The organism is Rhodococcus sp. 27YEA6, from assembly GCF_044908235.1.
GTDB lineage: Bacteria > Actinomycetota > Actinomycetes > Mycobacteriales > Mycobacteriaceae > Rhodococcus_F > Rhodococcus_F qingshengii.
The window spans coordinates 80737-94372 of record NZ_JBIYCY010000006.1; the positions used below are offsets into that span (position 1 = coordinate 80737).

Genomic DNA, 13636 nt, shown 5'->3' on the forward strand with positions numbered 1-13636 from the left:
TTAGGTCAAGATCCCTTCGCCGGCACGATCTGGAGGTACACCATCGTCAGAATCAGATTGGCGAAGAACAACAGCAGGAACGTGATGACGACGGCCTGGTTCACCGCCTCACCGACGCCCTTCGGGCCACCGGACGGGTGGAGTCCCTTGTACGCGGAGATCACACCAGCGATGACACCGAACACCGCGGCTTTGATCTCACCGCTCCAAATGTCCGGTAGCTGCGCAAAAGCTGAGAACGACGAGATGTAGGCACCGGGGTTACCGCCCTGCAGGATCACGTTGAAGAAGTAACCACCCGCGATACCGACGACGGACACCAGTCCGTTGAGCAGAACAGCGATCAGCACCATCGCGAGTACACGCGGAACCACCAGGCGCTGAATCGGATTGATTCCGAGGACTTCCATCGCGTCGATCTCTTCGCGAATGGTTCGAGAACCGAGGTCGGCCGTCACGGCCGATCCGGCCGCACCGGCGACCAACAATGCTGTCACCAGAGGGCTACCCTGCTGGATCACCGCCAGGACGCTGGCAGCGCCGGTGAACGATTCTGCGCCCAACTGCTTGATCAGCGAACCGGTCTGCAGTGAGACGACGGCGCCGAAAGGAATGGCTACCAATGCCGTCGGCAAAATTGTCACGCTGGCGATGAACCAGGCCTGCTCGATGAACTCACGGAACTGAAATGGACGCCGGAACGTATTCCTGACGACGTCGACAAACAGTTCGACGATGTTTCCGGCCTGAGTTAATGCTCCGTTGACCGGACTCAGAACCGAGTTGCGGGTAACCCCCATCCGATATGCCTACCCTTGCCCGTGTGTCGTGTTTCCGTAGGGATCGCCCTCGTATGCAGGAATGACCTGCGTGTCTTGCGAGTTGTCGTTCCACTCCCCCTGATAGCCGCTCGCGTCGGCGTACTGGGGAGCGTACTGCCCAGTTCCGTCAACCTCGTCAAGGCTGTCCTGAATTGCCGCCTGAGCGTTAGCTGGGAGGGTGTGCATGATCTGGCGGACGCGCTCCTGGCGACGACGAACAGCCTGACGCTCCGGGTTTCCGGGGGTGGCCTTCATCTGCGGCACGATGCCCTCGACGTCGTCGACACCACCGGCGTGGTGACCGGCGTCGACGAGCGCCTGCTCGTGCGCCATCTGAGCCTCGTCCTTCTCCTCCGACATACCGATCGGACCGATCATCGTTCCGTTGAGGAACTGCTTGACGACGGGCTCGTCCGAGGTGAGCAGCACCTCGCGAGGACCGAACATCACCAACTGACGACGGAAGAGCATGCCGATGTTGTCCGGCACCGTGCGTGCGAGGTTGATGTTGTGCGAGACGATCAGAATCGTCGCGTCCGACTGGGCGTTGATGTCGATCAGCGTTTGGCTGATGTACGTCGTACGCACCGGATCCAGACCAGAGTCGGGCTCGTCGACGAGGATGATCTCGGGATCGAGAACGAGTGCACGCGCCAGACCGGCACGCTTGCGCATACCGCCGGAGATCTCACCGGGAAGCTTGTCCTCGGCGCCGACCAGACCCGTGAGGTCCAACTTCTCCATCACGATCTTGCGGATATCGGATTCCGACTTCTTGGTGTGCTCACGAAGCGGGAAGGCGATGTTGTCGTACAAGTTCATCGAGCCGAACAGTGCGCCGTCCTGGAAGAGAACGCCGAACAGTTTGCGGATCTCGTAGAGCTCCTTGGAGGAGCACTGCAGGATGTCCGTGCCGTCGATGACGATGGAGCCTTGTTCAGGGCGGAGCAGTCCGATCAGGGACTTCAGGAACACCGACTTACCGGTACCCGAAGGCCCGAGCAGTGCGCTGACCTCACCCGCGGGAAGTGTCAACGACACGTCCTGCCAAATCCTCTGCGACCCGAAAGACTTTGTCAGTCCTTGTACCGCTACCTCGACTCCCACCATTACCTCCGCGACGTCCGTTGCATGCATGCACCCGTGTGGGTTGGGTCACTCTATCGCATGGGAGTGGTACCCGTGACTGCGAATACTACTAACGAGTAGGGAAGAAGCATAATTCAGATCACAGCCTAGTTCGGACACCCCTCCCACCTGCATGAATTCCGGCATATCACCCGCGAAAAAAGTTCAAAAAAAGAGGGCCACTCCCCGTGGGGAGTGGCCCTCTTCGTTACTACTCGCGAAGAGCAGCGGGAAAACCGTCTTACTTGATGACGATCTTTGCGCCGGCAGCTTCGAGCTTTTCCTTGGCAGCCTCTGCGGCGTCCTTGGCAACCTTCTCGAGGATGGCCTTCGGAGCGCTCTCGACGAGATCCTTGGCTTCCTTCAGGCCGAGGCCGGAAACGACCTCACGGACGACCTTGATGACCTGGATCTTCTTGTCGCCAGCCGACTCGAGGACGACGTCGAACTCGTCCTGCTCTTCAGCAGCTTCTGCGCCGGCAGCCGGTGCGCCTGCAGCGGCGACGGCGACGGGAGCAGCAGCGGTGACCTCGAAGGTCTCCTCGAATGCCTTAACGAACTCCGAGAGCTCGAGGAGGGTGAGCTCCTTGAACTGGTCCAACAACTCTTCGGTGCTGAGCTTCGCCATTGTGGCGGTCCTTCCTGTAAGTCCCATGTCGCTGATCCGCGACCGGGCGGGGTTATAGCAGTGATGCGCGGGTGCGGATCAGCTTTCGGCTTCGGCCTCGGCCGGAGCCTCGGTGGCAGCCTCTGCGGGGGCCTCTGCGGCTCCGCCTTCTGCAGCCTTCTTCTCCTGCAGGGCAGCGGCCAGACGGGCCATCTGCGAAGCGGGAGCATTGAACAGGCCTGCGGCCTTTGCCAAGTTGCCCTTCATCGCGCCGGCAAGCTTTGCCAACAGGATTTCGCGGGATTCGAGATCCGCGATCTTGTTGACCTCTTCCACGGACAGCGCAGCGCCGTCCATGTAGCCGCCCTTGATGATGAGCGCCTTGTTGTCCTTAGCGAAGTTCTTCAGAGCCTTCGCAGCGTCGACCGGTTCGCCCTTGATGAATGCAATGGCGGTCGGACCAACGAACAGGTCATCAAGGCCCTCGATGCCAGCCTCTGCGGCGGCACGCTTGACCAGGGTGTTCTTGGCGACGGAGTAGGTGGCACCTTCTCCGAGAGCGCGTCGCAGTGTCGTGATGTTGCCAACCGAAAGGCCACGGTATTCCGTGACCACAGCGGCGGTCGAACCCTTGAACTGCTCGGTGATTTCCGCAACTGCGGAAACCTTCTCAGGCTTTGCCATACTTCGCCTCCTCTCGTGACAGTCGTTGTCCCACTCAGGAACCGCTGCACCTCATCGGGGTGAACCCGAGAAGACACAGTCCGCGACATGCAAAACGCCCCGGCGCAAGCGCACGGGGCGTACAGAGGAAACATGAAGAAGAGGCTTACGAATCAGCGTAACGATGCAAAGCGAGGCAGTGCATAACCAGGCAAACTGTAGAACCACTACATCAAGCTATCCCCCTACCTCGTTCACCTACGTGGGCCGCCGGGCACTCCCGGACTTTCAACCACACCCATCACTGAGTGCAATCACCAACGGTCTTGGGTAGAACATGATTTTGGGGTGAAGTTCATATCCAGCACTGAACTCCGCCTCGAAGACTACCTGACTGCTCGCTGCACAACCAAATCGGGTTCGTCACGCACCCGATTCCTTCAAGCACCGATAGCCCTGGCGATCTTGTGTTCGATTGCTGCCCGAGCTCGGTCCGGCAACACCAGCAATCCATCGAGTTCCTTGTGGGCCTTCCGGTACGCACTCTGACGTTCCTGTGGCGTCGCGCCCTCGTCCATGGCCAGTCGCAGCAGACGTTGCGCCCTTACCAGGCGTTCTTGTTCGTCGAGGGTGAATCCGCTCCGTCGGCGGCGCTTCGCCTCAGCTTCCGCGATTTCGAAGGCGATCGAGTAAGCGTGCACCGCCTCGCGGTACTCGGTTTGTGCCTGCTGGTTGCCGATCATCGTCTCCGGATTGCCTGGGCGAAGCAGATCGGCACGATATTTGGCTCGATGAAAATCGGCGGTCAAAGGCTCGCGCATGTCCGTCATCATCGGGGTGTCGAGCAGTGTGACCGGATCGAGCTCGTACGCGAACCATCGGGCGTCGACCGCATCGTGCTGCTCGATTGCCTTGGCCAGCTCTCGGCGCTGTGTTTCTTCGTCGGCGTGATGTTGTGCGTTGGCTTGCGCGATGGCGACCTTGGTCTGCTGCTTGAGCCGGAAGCGCTCTTGCCGGCGCTCGATCCGCCTTTCGTTGGCAACCGCGACACCCTTCAGCGCCCCACCGATGGTGCCGCCGAAAACGAAGATCAGCCACCAAAAGTTTCCGAGGAACTGGAACGCTTCGTGCATACCCCGATGATGCCACCGTTGGATCGATACCACCGTTGGACCGATACCACCGGCAGAGGCAGGCCCTCCCGACACAGACAAGAAGGCCGGCAGGGAGTGATCCCTGCCGGCCTTCTTGTTCGTATGCGGACTGCTTACGCGTCTGCAGCATCCTCGAGGAGGTTGCGAGTACGGTTCGGATCCACCGGGATGCCCGGACCGGTGGTGGTCGAGACCGTGATCTTCTTCACGTAGCGACCCTTGGCCGACGAGGGCTTCGCACGCAGGATCTCGTCCAGGGCTGCGCCGTAGTTCTCCACCAGCTTCTCATCGTCGAACGATGCCTTGCCGATGACGAAGTGCAGGTTGGCCTGCTTGTCGACGCGGAAGTTGATCTTTCCGCCCTTGATGTCGTTGACAGCCTTGGTGACATCCGCCGTGACGGTGCCCGTCTTCGGGTTCGGCATCAGGCCACGCGGTCCGAGGACACGGGCGATGCGGCCGACCTTGGCCATCTGATCAGGAGTCGCGATTGCGGCGTCGAAATCGACCCATCCACCCTGGATGCGCTCGATCAGGTCTTCTGCACCGACTACGTCAGCGCCTGCAGCCTCGGCTTCTGCTGCCTTCTCGCCAACAGCGAACACGATGACGCGAGCGGTCTTACCGGTGCCGTGGGGCAGGTTGACCGTTCCGCGGACCATCTGGTCAGCCTTACGGGGGTCGACGCCCAGACGAACTGCAACCTCAACGGTTGCATCCATCTTGGTGGACGACGTCTCCTTGGCGAGCTTTGCAGCCTGAAGCGGGCTGTAGAGCTTGTCTGCGTCGATCTTCTCAGCGGCGGCGAGGTACGCCTTGCTGCGCTTTGCCATTTGTTCTGTCCTTACTTGTCACTGCAGCGAATTACCTGTGCAGTGGTGAATGGTTCAGTTGTGGTCGGGGCCTGGCCGGCCCTCCCACGTAATGCTGTGGAGCGGACTATCAGCCCTGGACCGTGATGCCCATGGAACGAGCGGTGCCGGCGATGATCTTCGCGGCCTGCTCGATGTCATTGGCATTGAGGTCTTCAGCCTTGGTCTTCGCGATTTCGCGCACCTGATCCATGGTCACCGAGGCAACCTTGGTCTTGTGCGGTTCGCCGGAGCCCTTGGCGACGCCAGCTGCCTTGAGGAGCAGCTTGGCGGCGGGAGGGGTCTTCAGCTTGAAATCGAAGGTCCGGTCTTCGTAGACCGAGATCTCGACCGGCACAACGTTGCCGCGCTGGGACTCAGTCGCCGCGTTGTAGGCCTTGCAGAACTCCATGATGTTCACGCCGTGCTGACCGAGCGCGGGACCCACGGGAGGTGCAGGGTTAGCCTGACCTGCCTGGATCTGCAGCTTGATGAGCCCGGCGAGCTTCTTCTTCTTTGGGGGCATCTCTAGTTCCTAGTTTCTAGCTTGGGTGTGTGTCTTGCGTCGAACAAATTGCAAGTTTTGGGGTGGTCAGATCTTCGCGACCTGGTTGAAGTTGAGCTCAACCGGGGTTTCACGACCGAAGATCGACACGAGAACCTTGAGCTTCTGCTGCTCGCCGTTGACCTCGCTGATGCTGGCCGGAAGGGTTGCGAACGGGCCGTCCATGACGGTGACCGACTCGCCGACCTCGAAGTCGACCTCGATGAGGGGCTTGCCGAAGGACTCGGACGGTGCCTCGCCTGCTGCGACGGCGGCCGCTGCAGCCTGCTGCTTCTTCTGCTCCTGCTGCGGGAGCAGGAACTTGACGACCTCGTTGAGGGTCAGCGGCGAGGGACGCGACGTGGCACCGACAAAACCGGTGACACCAGGCGTGTTGCGCACGGCGCCCCACGACTCGTCGTTGAGCTCCATGCGAACGAGGATGTATCCGGGCAGAACCTTGCGGTTGACCTGCTTGCGCTGGCCGTTCTTGATCTCGGTGACCTCTTCGGTGGGAACTTCCACCTGGAAGATGTAGTCGCCGACATCGAGGTTCTGAACGCGAGTCTCGAGGTTGGTCTTGACCTTGTTCTCGTAACCGGCGTACGAGTGGATGACGTACCAGTCACCCGGGGCGCGGCGCAGCGCAGCCTTGAGTTCGGCAACGGGATCCTCGACCTCGAGCTCGGCGGCGGGAGCGGCCTCGTCGGAGTTCTCGGCATCGTCGGAGATGACGTCCTCGGTCGCTGCAGCGTCTGCATCAGTGCCTTCGGCAACGTCTGCATCGGTGCCTTCGGCAACCACGACGTCTACTTCGGCTGCCGCCTCGGCAGAAACACGCTCTTCGGCCAAAGCCTCATTCGTGTCGTTCTCGGGGGTGCTCACTGGGGCACTCGCTTCCTCTCGTTACTCGGACCCGGGTCGGGTCTTGTCGCGCTCGCAGGCAAAGACGCCCGACTGCTACGGCGATCAGCCGAACAGCCAGGTGACACCCTTGATCACAGCGATATCGACGCCGCTGATGAAAGCGACCATGAAGACCACGAACGTCAGCACGACGCTGGTGTAGGTGATCATCTGCTTGCGGTTCGGCCAGATGACCTTACGGAGTTCTGCGATGACCTCGCGGAAGAATTTGCGCAGGCGCTTGAAGATGTTGTCCTTCTTCGCCTTGGGCTTCTTGCCGGGGTTCGTTGCAGTCGGCTTGGTCGAAGATGTCCGGGATGCCATCCGGGCCGGAGTCTTCACGGTGGACGCGCTGACCGAGGCGCCGCGTGCAGCGCGCTTGCCGGTCGGCTTGTTGGAAACCCCACTGGATGCGGAGGGAGCCTTTTCGGCACCGTCCTTGTCCAACGAAAGATCGGAACGCGTAGTCGCGTCAGCTGCAGTGTCGTCGACACCGGTCGAATCGGCAGACGGTGAAGTCTCCGCATCCGAAGTGTCGGCGTCGCGCTTGGCGCGCTCCTCGCTCACGTCGTTCCTCTCAGTCGCTGGCATCCGGGGGCAGGGGCGACAGGACTTGAACCTGCAACCTGCGGTTTTGGAGACCGCTGCTCTGCCAGTTGAGCTACGCCCCTTTGGTTGACCTCGACAGGTAGACCCTGCCTGAATCAACCGTTCTGCGATCACACAACATACGCGCTACCCGAGGTGAATGTCTTGCAACATTCAGGGCAGCGCGCAGCGCTGAGGAATCCCAGAAATCTCAGTGTACTTCAAAGCCCCGGAACAAACACAATCCGCCCTGCGATCAGGCTAGACGGACCGTGGCAGTGGCACGACCGAAGATCTTCTTACCTTCGGACTTGGCCACAATTGCCAGTACTGCGGTCTTGCTTTCTTCGTCGATCGACTTCACCTTGGCGGTGAACTCGATCTCGGCAGCCTTGTCGGCTGCCACGATCACCGGGCTCGTGAACCGTACGTTGTACTCGGTCACTGCGCCCGGATCTCCCAGCCATTCGGTGACGTAGCCGGCACCGATGCCCATGGAGAGCATGCCGTGCGCGACGACGTCCGGCAAGCCGGCAAGTCGTGCGACCTCGTCACTGAAGTGAATCGGATTGGGATCTCCCGAAACACCCGCGTAGTTGGCGAGGTTTCCACGCGTCAGGGTGACGGACTTCTCGGGGAGAAGTTCGCCGACACTCACGTCGGAAAATTTACGAAGCGACATGCATCATCACGTCCTTGACTGCGTGGGCGATGTTCTCGTCCACTTCCCCACCCGTTCGAGCAACAAGCGTCGTCCACGTGGTAACGACGGCTTCGTCGTTCTGATCGGTGATGATGTTCTTGGTCACGATGATGTCGCTACCTGCGGCCTGCCTGAACGAATCCAGGAAGACGTCGCAGAAGAGTCGGTCACCGACCTGCATGGGCTTGTGCAGCACCAAGCGCTGATCGGTCTGAAGAATCTGACTCAGGTCGTAGCCTGTGACGATCTCTTCGAACAGACGTCGCTGAGCAATGGCACCCACGATGGCGACGAACGTGATGGGAGCGATCAGGCCGTCGTATCCGAGGCCCTTGGCTGCCGACTCGTCGTAGTGCGCGGGATGGGCGTCCTGGACGGCGCGAGCGAACTCGCGTACCTTCTCGCGTCCGACCTCGTAGAAGTCTTCGACACGATAGTGGTGACCGACCATCTGGACGGCATGAGCGGCCGGGTCCGTAGGGACCTCGGCCGCTGCCTGGTTCTCTTGCAAATCTGTCACGCGGTGAGACTCTCTTCTAGCTAGGACCCGAAGACGCAGGCCCAGAGAGGGTCTTCCGCGAAAATCGTCGTCCTGTTAAGGACTTACTACTTCGACTCGCGATGCGACTGGTGGGTTCCGCAGTTGGGGCAGAACTTCTTGAGCTCCAGGCGATCGGGGTCGTTGCGCCGATTCTTCTTGGTGATGTAGTTGCGGTGCTTGCATACCTCGCAGGCCAAGGTGATCTTGGGCCGAACGTCGGTCGAGGAGGCCACGGGATGCCTTCTTTCGGGTGTATCTGATTACGAGCAATCAGGGTGGATCATGCATATTGTGTAGCGGTGACCGGACTTGAACCGGCGACGCAACGATTATGAGTCGTTTGCTCTACCAACTGAGCTACACCGCCTCGGTGTCGAGTGTCGCGCGGAAAGCACGGCACCACAATCCAGCGAGCCCCCTAACGGAATCGAACCGTTGACCTTTTCCTTACCATGGAAACGCTCTACCGACTGAGCTAAGGGGGCGTGGCTCAGGAGCGCGTTGCCGCTCTCTTGAAGCCTCCGAAAGATTACACACGAACGAGCGCCAGCACCAAATCCGCTGGTCATCGGGGCAAAAATGGTGCCGGAGCCCATTGTTGCACCGATCGAGGCCGCTGGCGAGGGCTTTGCGGGAACCAACTTGACCCCGCACTCCCCCTGAAACCATCCCCCGGGGCCCATCCCGAGGCCCCTGAGCCTCCGACACCCCTGAGCCGAAGCCGGCGCCTGCGTCGCCAACGCGCGCTCGACCTCGGTACACGCACAAAAAAAGTCAGCCCCGACTCTCGCGAAGAGAATCGGGGCTGACTTGGTGTGGCAGATGTAGGATTCGAACCTACGTAGGCATAAGCCGACGGATTTACAGTCCGCTCCCATTGGCCGCTCGGGCAATCTGCCGTGCTTGCACCAGGCTTCGATCCGGCGCATTCGCAAGTATATCGCGACGTGCGGCGGCCGAAAACGGCTTCCTCGGTGCGGTGAGAAGAATACAACGAACACACCCCCATTTTGCAAACCGGGTGGTAACGGGCGGTGCCGACCCGATAACGTCGAGGTGTCCACCGGTATGGAAGGTGGGCGGAACTCGATGTTCGTGAACTACCGGAAAGCGGGAGTGTGAAGTGGCTGATTCGTCCTTCGACGTGGTGAGCAAGGTTGACCGTCAAGAGGTGGACAACGCCCTGCATCAGGCTGCCAAGGAGTTGACCACGCGTTTCGACTTCCGAAACACGGGAGCGTCGATCGAGTGGTCTGGTGAAGAGACGATCACGTTGAACGCCGACACCGAGGAGCGACTGCTGGCCGCCCTCGACGTGTTCAAGGAGAAGTTGATCCGTCGCGACATCTCGCTGAAGGCATTCGATGCCGGCGAGCCGGCGCAGTCCGGAAAGATCTACAAGCTGTCCGGAACCTTGGTCCAGGGCATCAGCAGCGAGAACGCGAAGAAGATCACCAAGAAGATTCGCGACGAGGGCCCCAAGGGCGTCAAGGCGCAGATCCAGGGTGAGGAACTTCGTGTGAGCAGCAAGAAGCGCGACGACCTCCAGGGCGTCATCTCCCTGCTCAAGGGTGAGGACTTCGGGATCGCCCTGCAGTTCGTGAACTACCGGTAGTAGGGGCTGCGCCCCTGTGCGCCTTTTTGGTAGTTCCGACGACCAGAAAGGCTCACAGGGGCCGAAGGCCCCTACATCCCCGCCATCTTCTCCAAACGCTCGATCCGGTCCGCCATGGGCGGATGCGTCGAGAACAGCTTGCTGACCTTGTCCCCCGCCCTGAAGGGGTTGGCGATCATCAGGTGGGACTGCGCCGCGAGCTTGGGCTCAGGCGGCAACGGCGCGGCTGCCACGCCCGACTCGAGCTTGCGCAGCGCCGACGCCAACGCCAGCGGGTCACCGGTGAGCTCGGCTCCCGATTGATCCGCCTGGTACTCGCGAGAGCGCGAGACGGCCAGCTTGACCACGGTTGCCGCGATCGGTCCCAGTAGGGAGACGAGCAGCAGCGCGATCGGATTGCTTCCCTGCCCGTTCCCTCGGCCGCCGAAGATGCTCGCGTACATCGCGAAGTTGGCCAGGCCAGAGATGACGCTGGCCATCGCGCCGGCCACGGACGAGATCAAAATGTCCCGGTTGTAGACGTGGGAGAGTTCGTGCCCGAGCACGGCACGCAGTTCGCGTTCGTTCAGGATCTGCATGATGCCGCTGGTCACGCACACCGCGGCGTGCCGAGGGCTACGACCGGTGGCAAACGCGTTCGGGGCGTTCGTGGGGCTGACGTACAGCCTGGGCATCGGTTGGTGCGCCGTCGTGGCGAGTTCGCGCACGATCCGGTAGATCGCCGGTGCCTCGACCTCGGTGATGGGCTGGGCGCGCATCGATCGAAGCGCCAGCTTGTCACTGTTGAAGTACACGTAGGCATTCATGCCGACGGCAAACAGAACGGATCCCCACAGAAGGAACGGGCTGTTGAACAGCGAGCCGATGAAGACGATCAGCGCCGACATCCCCACCAACAAGCCGAATGTCTTCGCACCGTTCGCGTAGCCGTGCAAACCGCTCACCTCTTGCCTCGCTGGAGCCGAAGGCTCACCCGAACTCCCCGGTGTATGCACCGGTTCTGTTCAGTCAACGAAGGACAGGGTCATCAGGGTTCCCACCCAGTGACTGTCGGGGTTTCCACCCGGTAGCCCCGATTCGCCGAGGTGTCAGCCGACTCGTTCGATCGTGTAATCGACGAGACGCACGAGCGCTTCGTTGGCCGGTCCCTGCGGGAGCTCAGCCAACTGAGCTTTCGCCGCGACGGCATACTCGCCGAGCTTTGCCTTCGCCTTGACCATGCCCGGCGAACGCTCGAGCAGTTCGAGAGCTTCTTCCACCAGGGCATCTTCGGTAACCGGGCCCGCGAGAAGCTCCCGCAGGCGATCTGCGTCGGCCCCTTCTTCGCGGAACGCGTACAGGACGGGCAGGGTGTGGACACCCTCGCGCAGGTCGGTGCCGGGCGTCTTGCCGGACTGCGCCGATACGGACGAGATGTCGATGATGTCGTCGGAGATCTGGAACGCAGTGCCGACGGCGTCACCCAGGCGCTCGAGGCGCTCGATGTGAGCTGCGTCGGCGCCGGAGAAGGTGCCGCCGAAGCGTCCCGAAGCAGCGATCAGCGAACCGGTCTTCTCCCACACGACCTTGAGGTAGTGCTCGACCGGATCCTGCTCCTTCTTGACACCGATCGTCTCGCGCATCTGGCCGGTGACCAGTTCGGCGAATGTTTCGGCGATGATCCGAACGGCCTCGGGTCCGAGCGTCGACACCAGTCGTGATGCGTGCGCGAACAGATAGTCGCCGGCCAGGATCGCCACACTGTTTCCCCAGCGGGCGTTGGCGCTGGGTGCTCCGCGCCGCATGGACGCCTCGTCCATGACGTCGTCGTGATAGAGCGTCGCCAGGTGAACGAGTTCGGTGACAGTCGCTGCGGTGATGATCGACGGATCGTTCGGCACCGGTCCGAGTTGCGCGGTCAGGATCGTGAACAACGGACGGAAGCGCTTTCCACCAGCTCGCGCGAGATGCAGCGCAGCCTCGGTGAGGAAGTCTTCTCCGTCGGACAGCTCGCTGACCAACAACTCTTCGACATCGGAGAGTCCACCACGCACTACTGCGGCGAGCTGTTCGTCGCCCAGGTCGATGCCTGCAACGACGGTGCTCGATGCGGTTGCGTCGGCAGCAGTCTTTTCGGTGCTCACGATGTCAGTACCCATTCCTGTCGTCAGTGACGGCTCGGTTCCCACGGTAGTGAACCTAGCGGTTCGCACTCGGGACGGCCTCGCCACGGTGGCGATCGCGAGCCTGGGAAGATGTGAGTGTGTCCGTAGAAGAGCAGTCCCCCGTCGTCGATTCGCTTCCGAACGAAACCGACATTGTGGTCATCGGCGCAGGTCCCGCGGGTTCTTCGGCCGCGGCGTGGGCCGCCCGCAGCGGCCGAGACGTCGTGCTGGTGGACGCTGCCGTCTTCCCGCGAGACAAGACTTGTGGTGATGGACTCACTCCGCGCGCCGTGGCCGAACTGGATCTCCTCGGCCTCGGCGAGTGGGTTCGGTCACACACGACGAACAAGGGACTACGGTTGTCCGGCTTCGGACAAGAACTCGAACTCGAGTGGCCGGGGACGTCGTTCCCGCCGATCGGCAGTGCGATCCCCCGGACCGAACTCGACGACGCCATTCGCCGGTGCGCCGTCGAATCGGGCGCGGTCATGGTCGAGGGCACCAAGGCCGTCGACGTCGAACTCGACGGTGATCGAGTAGCCGCCGTCGTACTCGCCGGCCCCTCGGGACGCAGCACTCTTCGTTGCCGGACGCTGATCATCGCCGACGGCGTTCGCTCGACGCTCGGCAAGAAGCTGGGACGGCAGTGGCACCGGGACACTGCGTACGGCGTCGCGGCACGCGCGTATGTCGCGACGCCGCGCAGCGCCGACCCGTGGATCACCTCGCATCTGGAACTGCGGGACGCGGAGGGCACGTTGCAGGCGGGGTACGGCTGGATCTTCCCGCTCGGTACCGGCGAGGTGAACATCGGCGTCGGGACACTGGCGACGTCCAGGCGCCCGGCACCAGGTGCCCTGCGACCCTTGCTGGACCTCTACACCGATCAGCGCCGAAGCGAGTGGCAGTGGAGCAGCGAAATACATTCCGTCGCTTCGGCTTTGCTACCCATGGGTGGAGCCGTTTCCAACATCGCCGGACGCAACTGGGCCGTGATCGGCGACGCCGCAGCGTGTGTGAACCCGCTCAACGGTGAGGGCATCGACTACGGCCTCGAAGGCGGACGTCTGGTGGTCGAACAGCTCGGCGCCGACGATCTGACGGAGCTGTGGCCGACCGTGCTTCGGGAGCACTACGGGCAGGCGTTCTCGGTCGCGCGCCGGCTCGCAGGCCTGCTGACGGTTCCGCAGTTCCTGCCCGCGTCGGGTCCGATCGCGATGCGCTCACGGGCACTGATGACGGTCGCCGTTCGGGTGATGGGGAACCTCGTCACCGACGCCGACGCCGATCTGACGGCAAAGGCCTGGCGCGCGTCGGGGGCCGCGTCGAGAAAGATCGACTCCCGACCGCTGTTCGGTTGAGCAAGTGCTG

16 protein-coding genes and 4 tRNA genes are annotated in these 13636 nt (G+C 61.8%); 2 read left to right on the forward strand and 18 right to left on the reverse strand.

Annotated features, from left to right (window positions below; translation table 11 throughout):
* Positions 1–5 precede the first annotated feature (5 nt).
* The 16 genes from ABH939_RS17605 to ABH939_RS17680 all read right to left on the reverse strand — a co-directional run bounded on the left by ABH939_RS17605 (position 6) and on the right by ABH939_RS17680 (position 9405).
* Entirely contained in the window at positions 6–800 is a 795-nt protein-coding gene (locus ABH939_RS17605) for an ABC transporter permease (protein WP_003942038.1), read from the reverse strand.
* Positions 801–809: 9 nt separating this feature from the next.
* Entirely contained in the window at positions 810–1931 is a 1122-nt protein-coding gene (locus ABH939_RS17610; protein WP_024487305.1) for an ABC transporter ATP-binding protein, read from the reverse strand.
* Positions 1932–2190: 259 nt separating this feature from the next.
* On the reverse strand, positions 2191–2577 hold the full coding sequence (gene rplL, locus ABH939_RS17615) for a 50S ribosomal protein L7/L12 (RefSeq protein WP_003941857.1): 387 nt from the start codon (positions 2575–2577) through the stop codon (positions 2191–2193).
* Positions 2578–2655: 78 nt separating this feature from the next.
* Positions 2656–3240 (reverse strand): 50S ribosomal protein L10, encoded by a 585-nt coding sequence (gene rplJ, locus ABH939_RS17620; RefSeq protein ID WP_003942074.1) that lies wholly within the window; start codon positions 3238–3240, stop codon positions 2656–2658.
* A 419-nt stretch (positions 3241–3659) separates the two neighbouring features.
* Entirely contained in the window at positions 3660–4352 is a 693-nt protein-coding gene (locus ABH939_RS17625) for a hypothetical protein (protein ID WP_063314754.1), read from the reverse strand.
* A gap of 134 nt (positions 4353–4486) precedes the next feature.
* Positions 4487–5206 (reverse strand): 50S ribosomal protein L1, encoded by a 720-nt coding sequence (rplA, locus tag ABH939_RS17630; protein WP_003941982.1) that lies wholly within the window; start codon positions 5204–5206, stop codon positions 4487–4489.
* 109 nt (positions 5207–5315) lie between these two features.
* Positions 5316–5750, reverse strand: coding sequence for a 50S ribosomal protein L11 (gene rplK / locus ABH939_RS17635; protein ID WP_003941896.1), 435 nt, complete (start codon positions 5748–5750; stop codon positions 5316–5318).
* A gap of 66 nt (positions 5751–5816) precedes the next feature.
* On the reverse strand, positions 5817–6653 hold the full coding sequence (gene nusG / locus ABH939_RS17640; protein WP_003942049.1) for a transcription termination/antitermination protein NusG: 837 nt from the start codon (positions 6651–6653) through the stop codon (positions 5817–5819).
* A gap of 84 nt (positions 6654–6737) precedes the next feature.
* Positions 6738–7241 carry a preprotein translocase subunit SecE gene (gene secE, locus ABH939_RS17645; RefSeq protein WP_404649898.1) on the reverse strand — a complete coding sequence of 168 codons (504 nt, stop codon included), beginning with the start codon at positions 7239–7241 and terminating at the stop codon, positions 6738–6740.
* 31 nt (positions 7242–7272) lie between these two features.
* Positions 7273–7345 (reverse strand) — tRNA-Trp (locus ABH939_RS17650).
* A gap of 173 nt (positions 7346–7518) precedes the next feature.
* Positions 7519–7944 carry a (3R)-hydroxyacyl-ACP dehydratase subunit HadB gene (gene hadB / locus ABH939_RS17655; RefSeq protein ID WP_003941909.1) on the reverse strand — a complete coding sequence of 142 codons (426 nt, stop codon included), beginning with the start codon at positions 7942–7944 and terminating at the stop codon, positions 7519–7521.
* On the reverse strand, positions 7931–8485 hold the full coding sequence (gene hadA, locus ABH939_RS17660) for a (3R)-hydroxyacyl-ACP dehydratase subunit HadA (protein WP_019744315.1): 555 nt from the start codon (positions 8483–8485) through the stop codon (positions 7931–7933). Before hadA ends, hadB begins: the two co-directional genes overlap by 14 nt.
* Positions 8486–8571: 86 nt before the next feature.
* On the reverse strand, positions 8572–8739 hold the full coding sequence (gene rpmG / locus ABH939_RS17665; protein WP_003941903.1) for a 50S ribosomal protein L33: 168 nt from the start codon (positions 8737–8739) through the stop codon (positions 8572–8574).
* A gap of 61 nt (positions 8740–8800) precedes the next feature.
* Positions 8801–8873: transfer RNA gene (locus ABH939_RS17670), tRNA-Met, on the reverse strand.
* Between the two features lie 45 nt (positions 8874–8918).
* Positions 8919–8991, reverse strand: a tRNA-Thr gene (locus ABH939_RS17675).
* 331 nt (positions 8992–9322) lie between these two features.
* A tRNA-Tyr gene (locus tag ABH939_RS17680) sits at positions 9323–9405 on the reverse strand.
* A 224-nt stretch (positions 9406–9629) separates the two neighbouring features.
* Here ABH939_RS17680 and ABH939_RS17685 point away from each other — a divergent pair.
* Complete coding sequence (locus ABH939_RS17685; RefSeq protein ID WP_003941854.1) at positions 9630–10121, forward strand: YajQ family cyclic di-GMP-binding protein; 492 nt, start codon at positions 9630–9632, stop codon at positions 10119–10121.
* Positions 10122–10192: 71 nt separating this feature from the next.
* Here the strand turns inward: ABH939_RS17685 and htpX are convergent, their stop codons facing one another.
* Both htpX and ABH939_RS17695 read right to left on the reverse strand, forming a co-directional pair.
* Positions 10193–11056 (reverse strand): zinc metalloprotease HtpX, encoded by an 864-nt coding sequence (gene htpX / locus ABH939_RS17690; protein WP_007728460.1) that lies wholly within the window; start codon positions 11054–11056, stop codon positions 10193–10195.
* A gap of 153 nt (positions 11057–11209) precedes the next feature.
* A complete protein-coding gene (locus tag ABH939_RS17695) occupies positions 11210–12259 on the reverse strand; it encodes a polyprenyl synthetase family protein (RefSeq protein WP_037129929.1) in 1050 nt (349 codons plus the stop codon).
* A 104-nt stretch (positions 12260–12363) separates the two neighbouring features.
* On the opposite strand from ABH939_RS17695, the gene ABH939_RS17700 reads away from it, so the two are divergent.
* Positions 12364–13626: a geranylgeranyl reductase family protein gene (locus tag ABH939_RS17700; RefSeq protein WP_404649942.1), complete on the forward strand. Its 1263-nt coding sequence runs from the start codon at positions 12364–12366 to the stop codon at positions 13624–13626.
* Positions 13627–13636 lie beyond the last annotated feature (10 nt).

What these genes read in the sequence shown, in the direction of transcription:
- ABH939_RS17610 (WP_024487305.1), bottom strand. Translation starts at nt 1,931, where the DNA reads ATGGTGGGAGTCGAGGTAGCGGTACAAGGACTGACAAAGTCTTTCGGG.
- ABH939_RS17605 (WP_003942038.1), bottom strand. Translation starts at nt 800, where the DNA reads ATGGGGGTTACCCGCAACTCGGTTCTGAGTCCGGTCAACGGAGCATTA.
- hadB (WP_003941909.1), bottom strand. Translation starts at nt 7,944, where the DNA reads ATGTCGCTTCGTAAATTTTCCGACGTGAGTGTCGGCGAACTTCTCCCC.
- rplA (WP_003941982.1), bottom strand. Translation starts at nt 5,206, where the DNA reads ATGGCAAAGCGCAGCAAGGCGTACCTCGCCGCCGCTGAGAAGATCGAC.
- ABH939_RS17695 (WP_037129929.1), bottom strand. Translation starts at nt 12,259, where the DNA reads ATGGGTACTGACATCGTGAGCACCGAAAAGACTGCTGCCGACGCAACC.
- rplK (WP_003941896.1), bottom strand. Translation starts at nt 5,750, where the DNA reads ATGCCCCCAAAGAAGAAGAAGCTCGCCGGGCTCATCAAGCTGCAGATC.
- ABH939_RS17625 (WP_063314754.1), bottom strand. Translation starts at nt 4,352, where the DNA reads ATGCACGAAGCGTTCCAGTTCCTCGGAAACTTTTGGTGGCTGATCTTC.
- rplL (WP_003941857.1), bottom strand. Translation starts at nt 2,577, where the DNA reads ATGGCGAAGCTCAGCACCGAAGAGTTGTTGGACCAGTTCAAGGAGCTC.
- rplJ (WP_003942074.1), bottom strand. Translation starts at nt 3,240, where the DNA reads ATGGCAAAGCCTGAGAAGGTTTCCGCAGTTGCGGAAATCACCGAGCAG.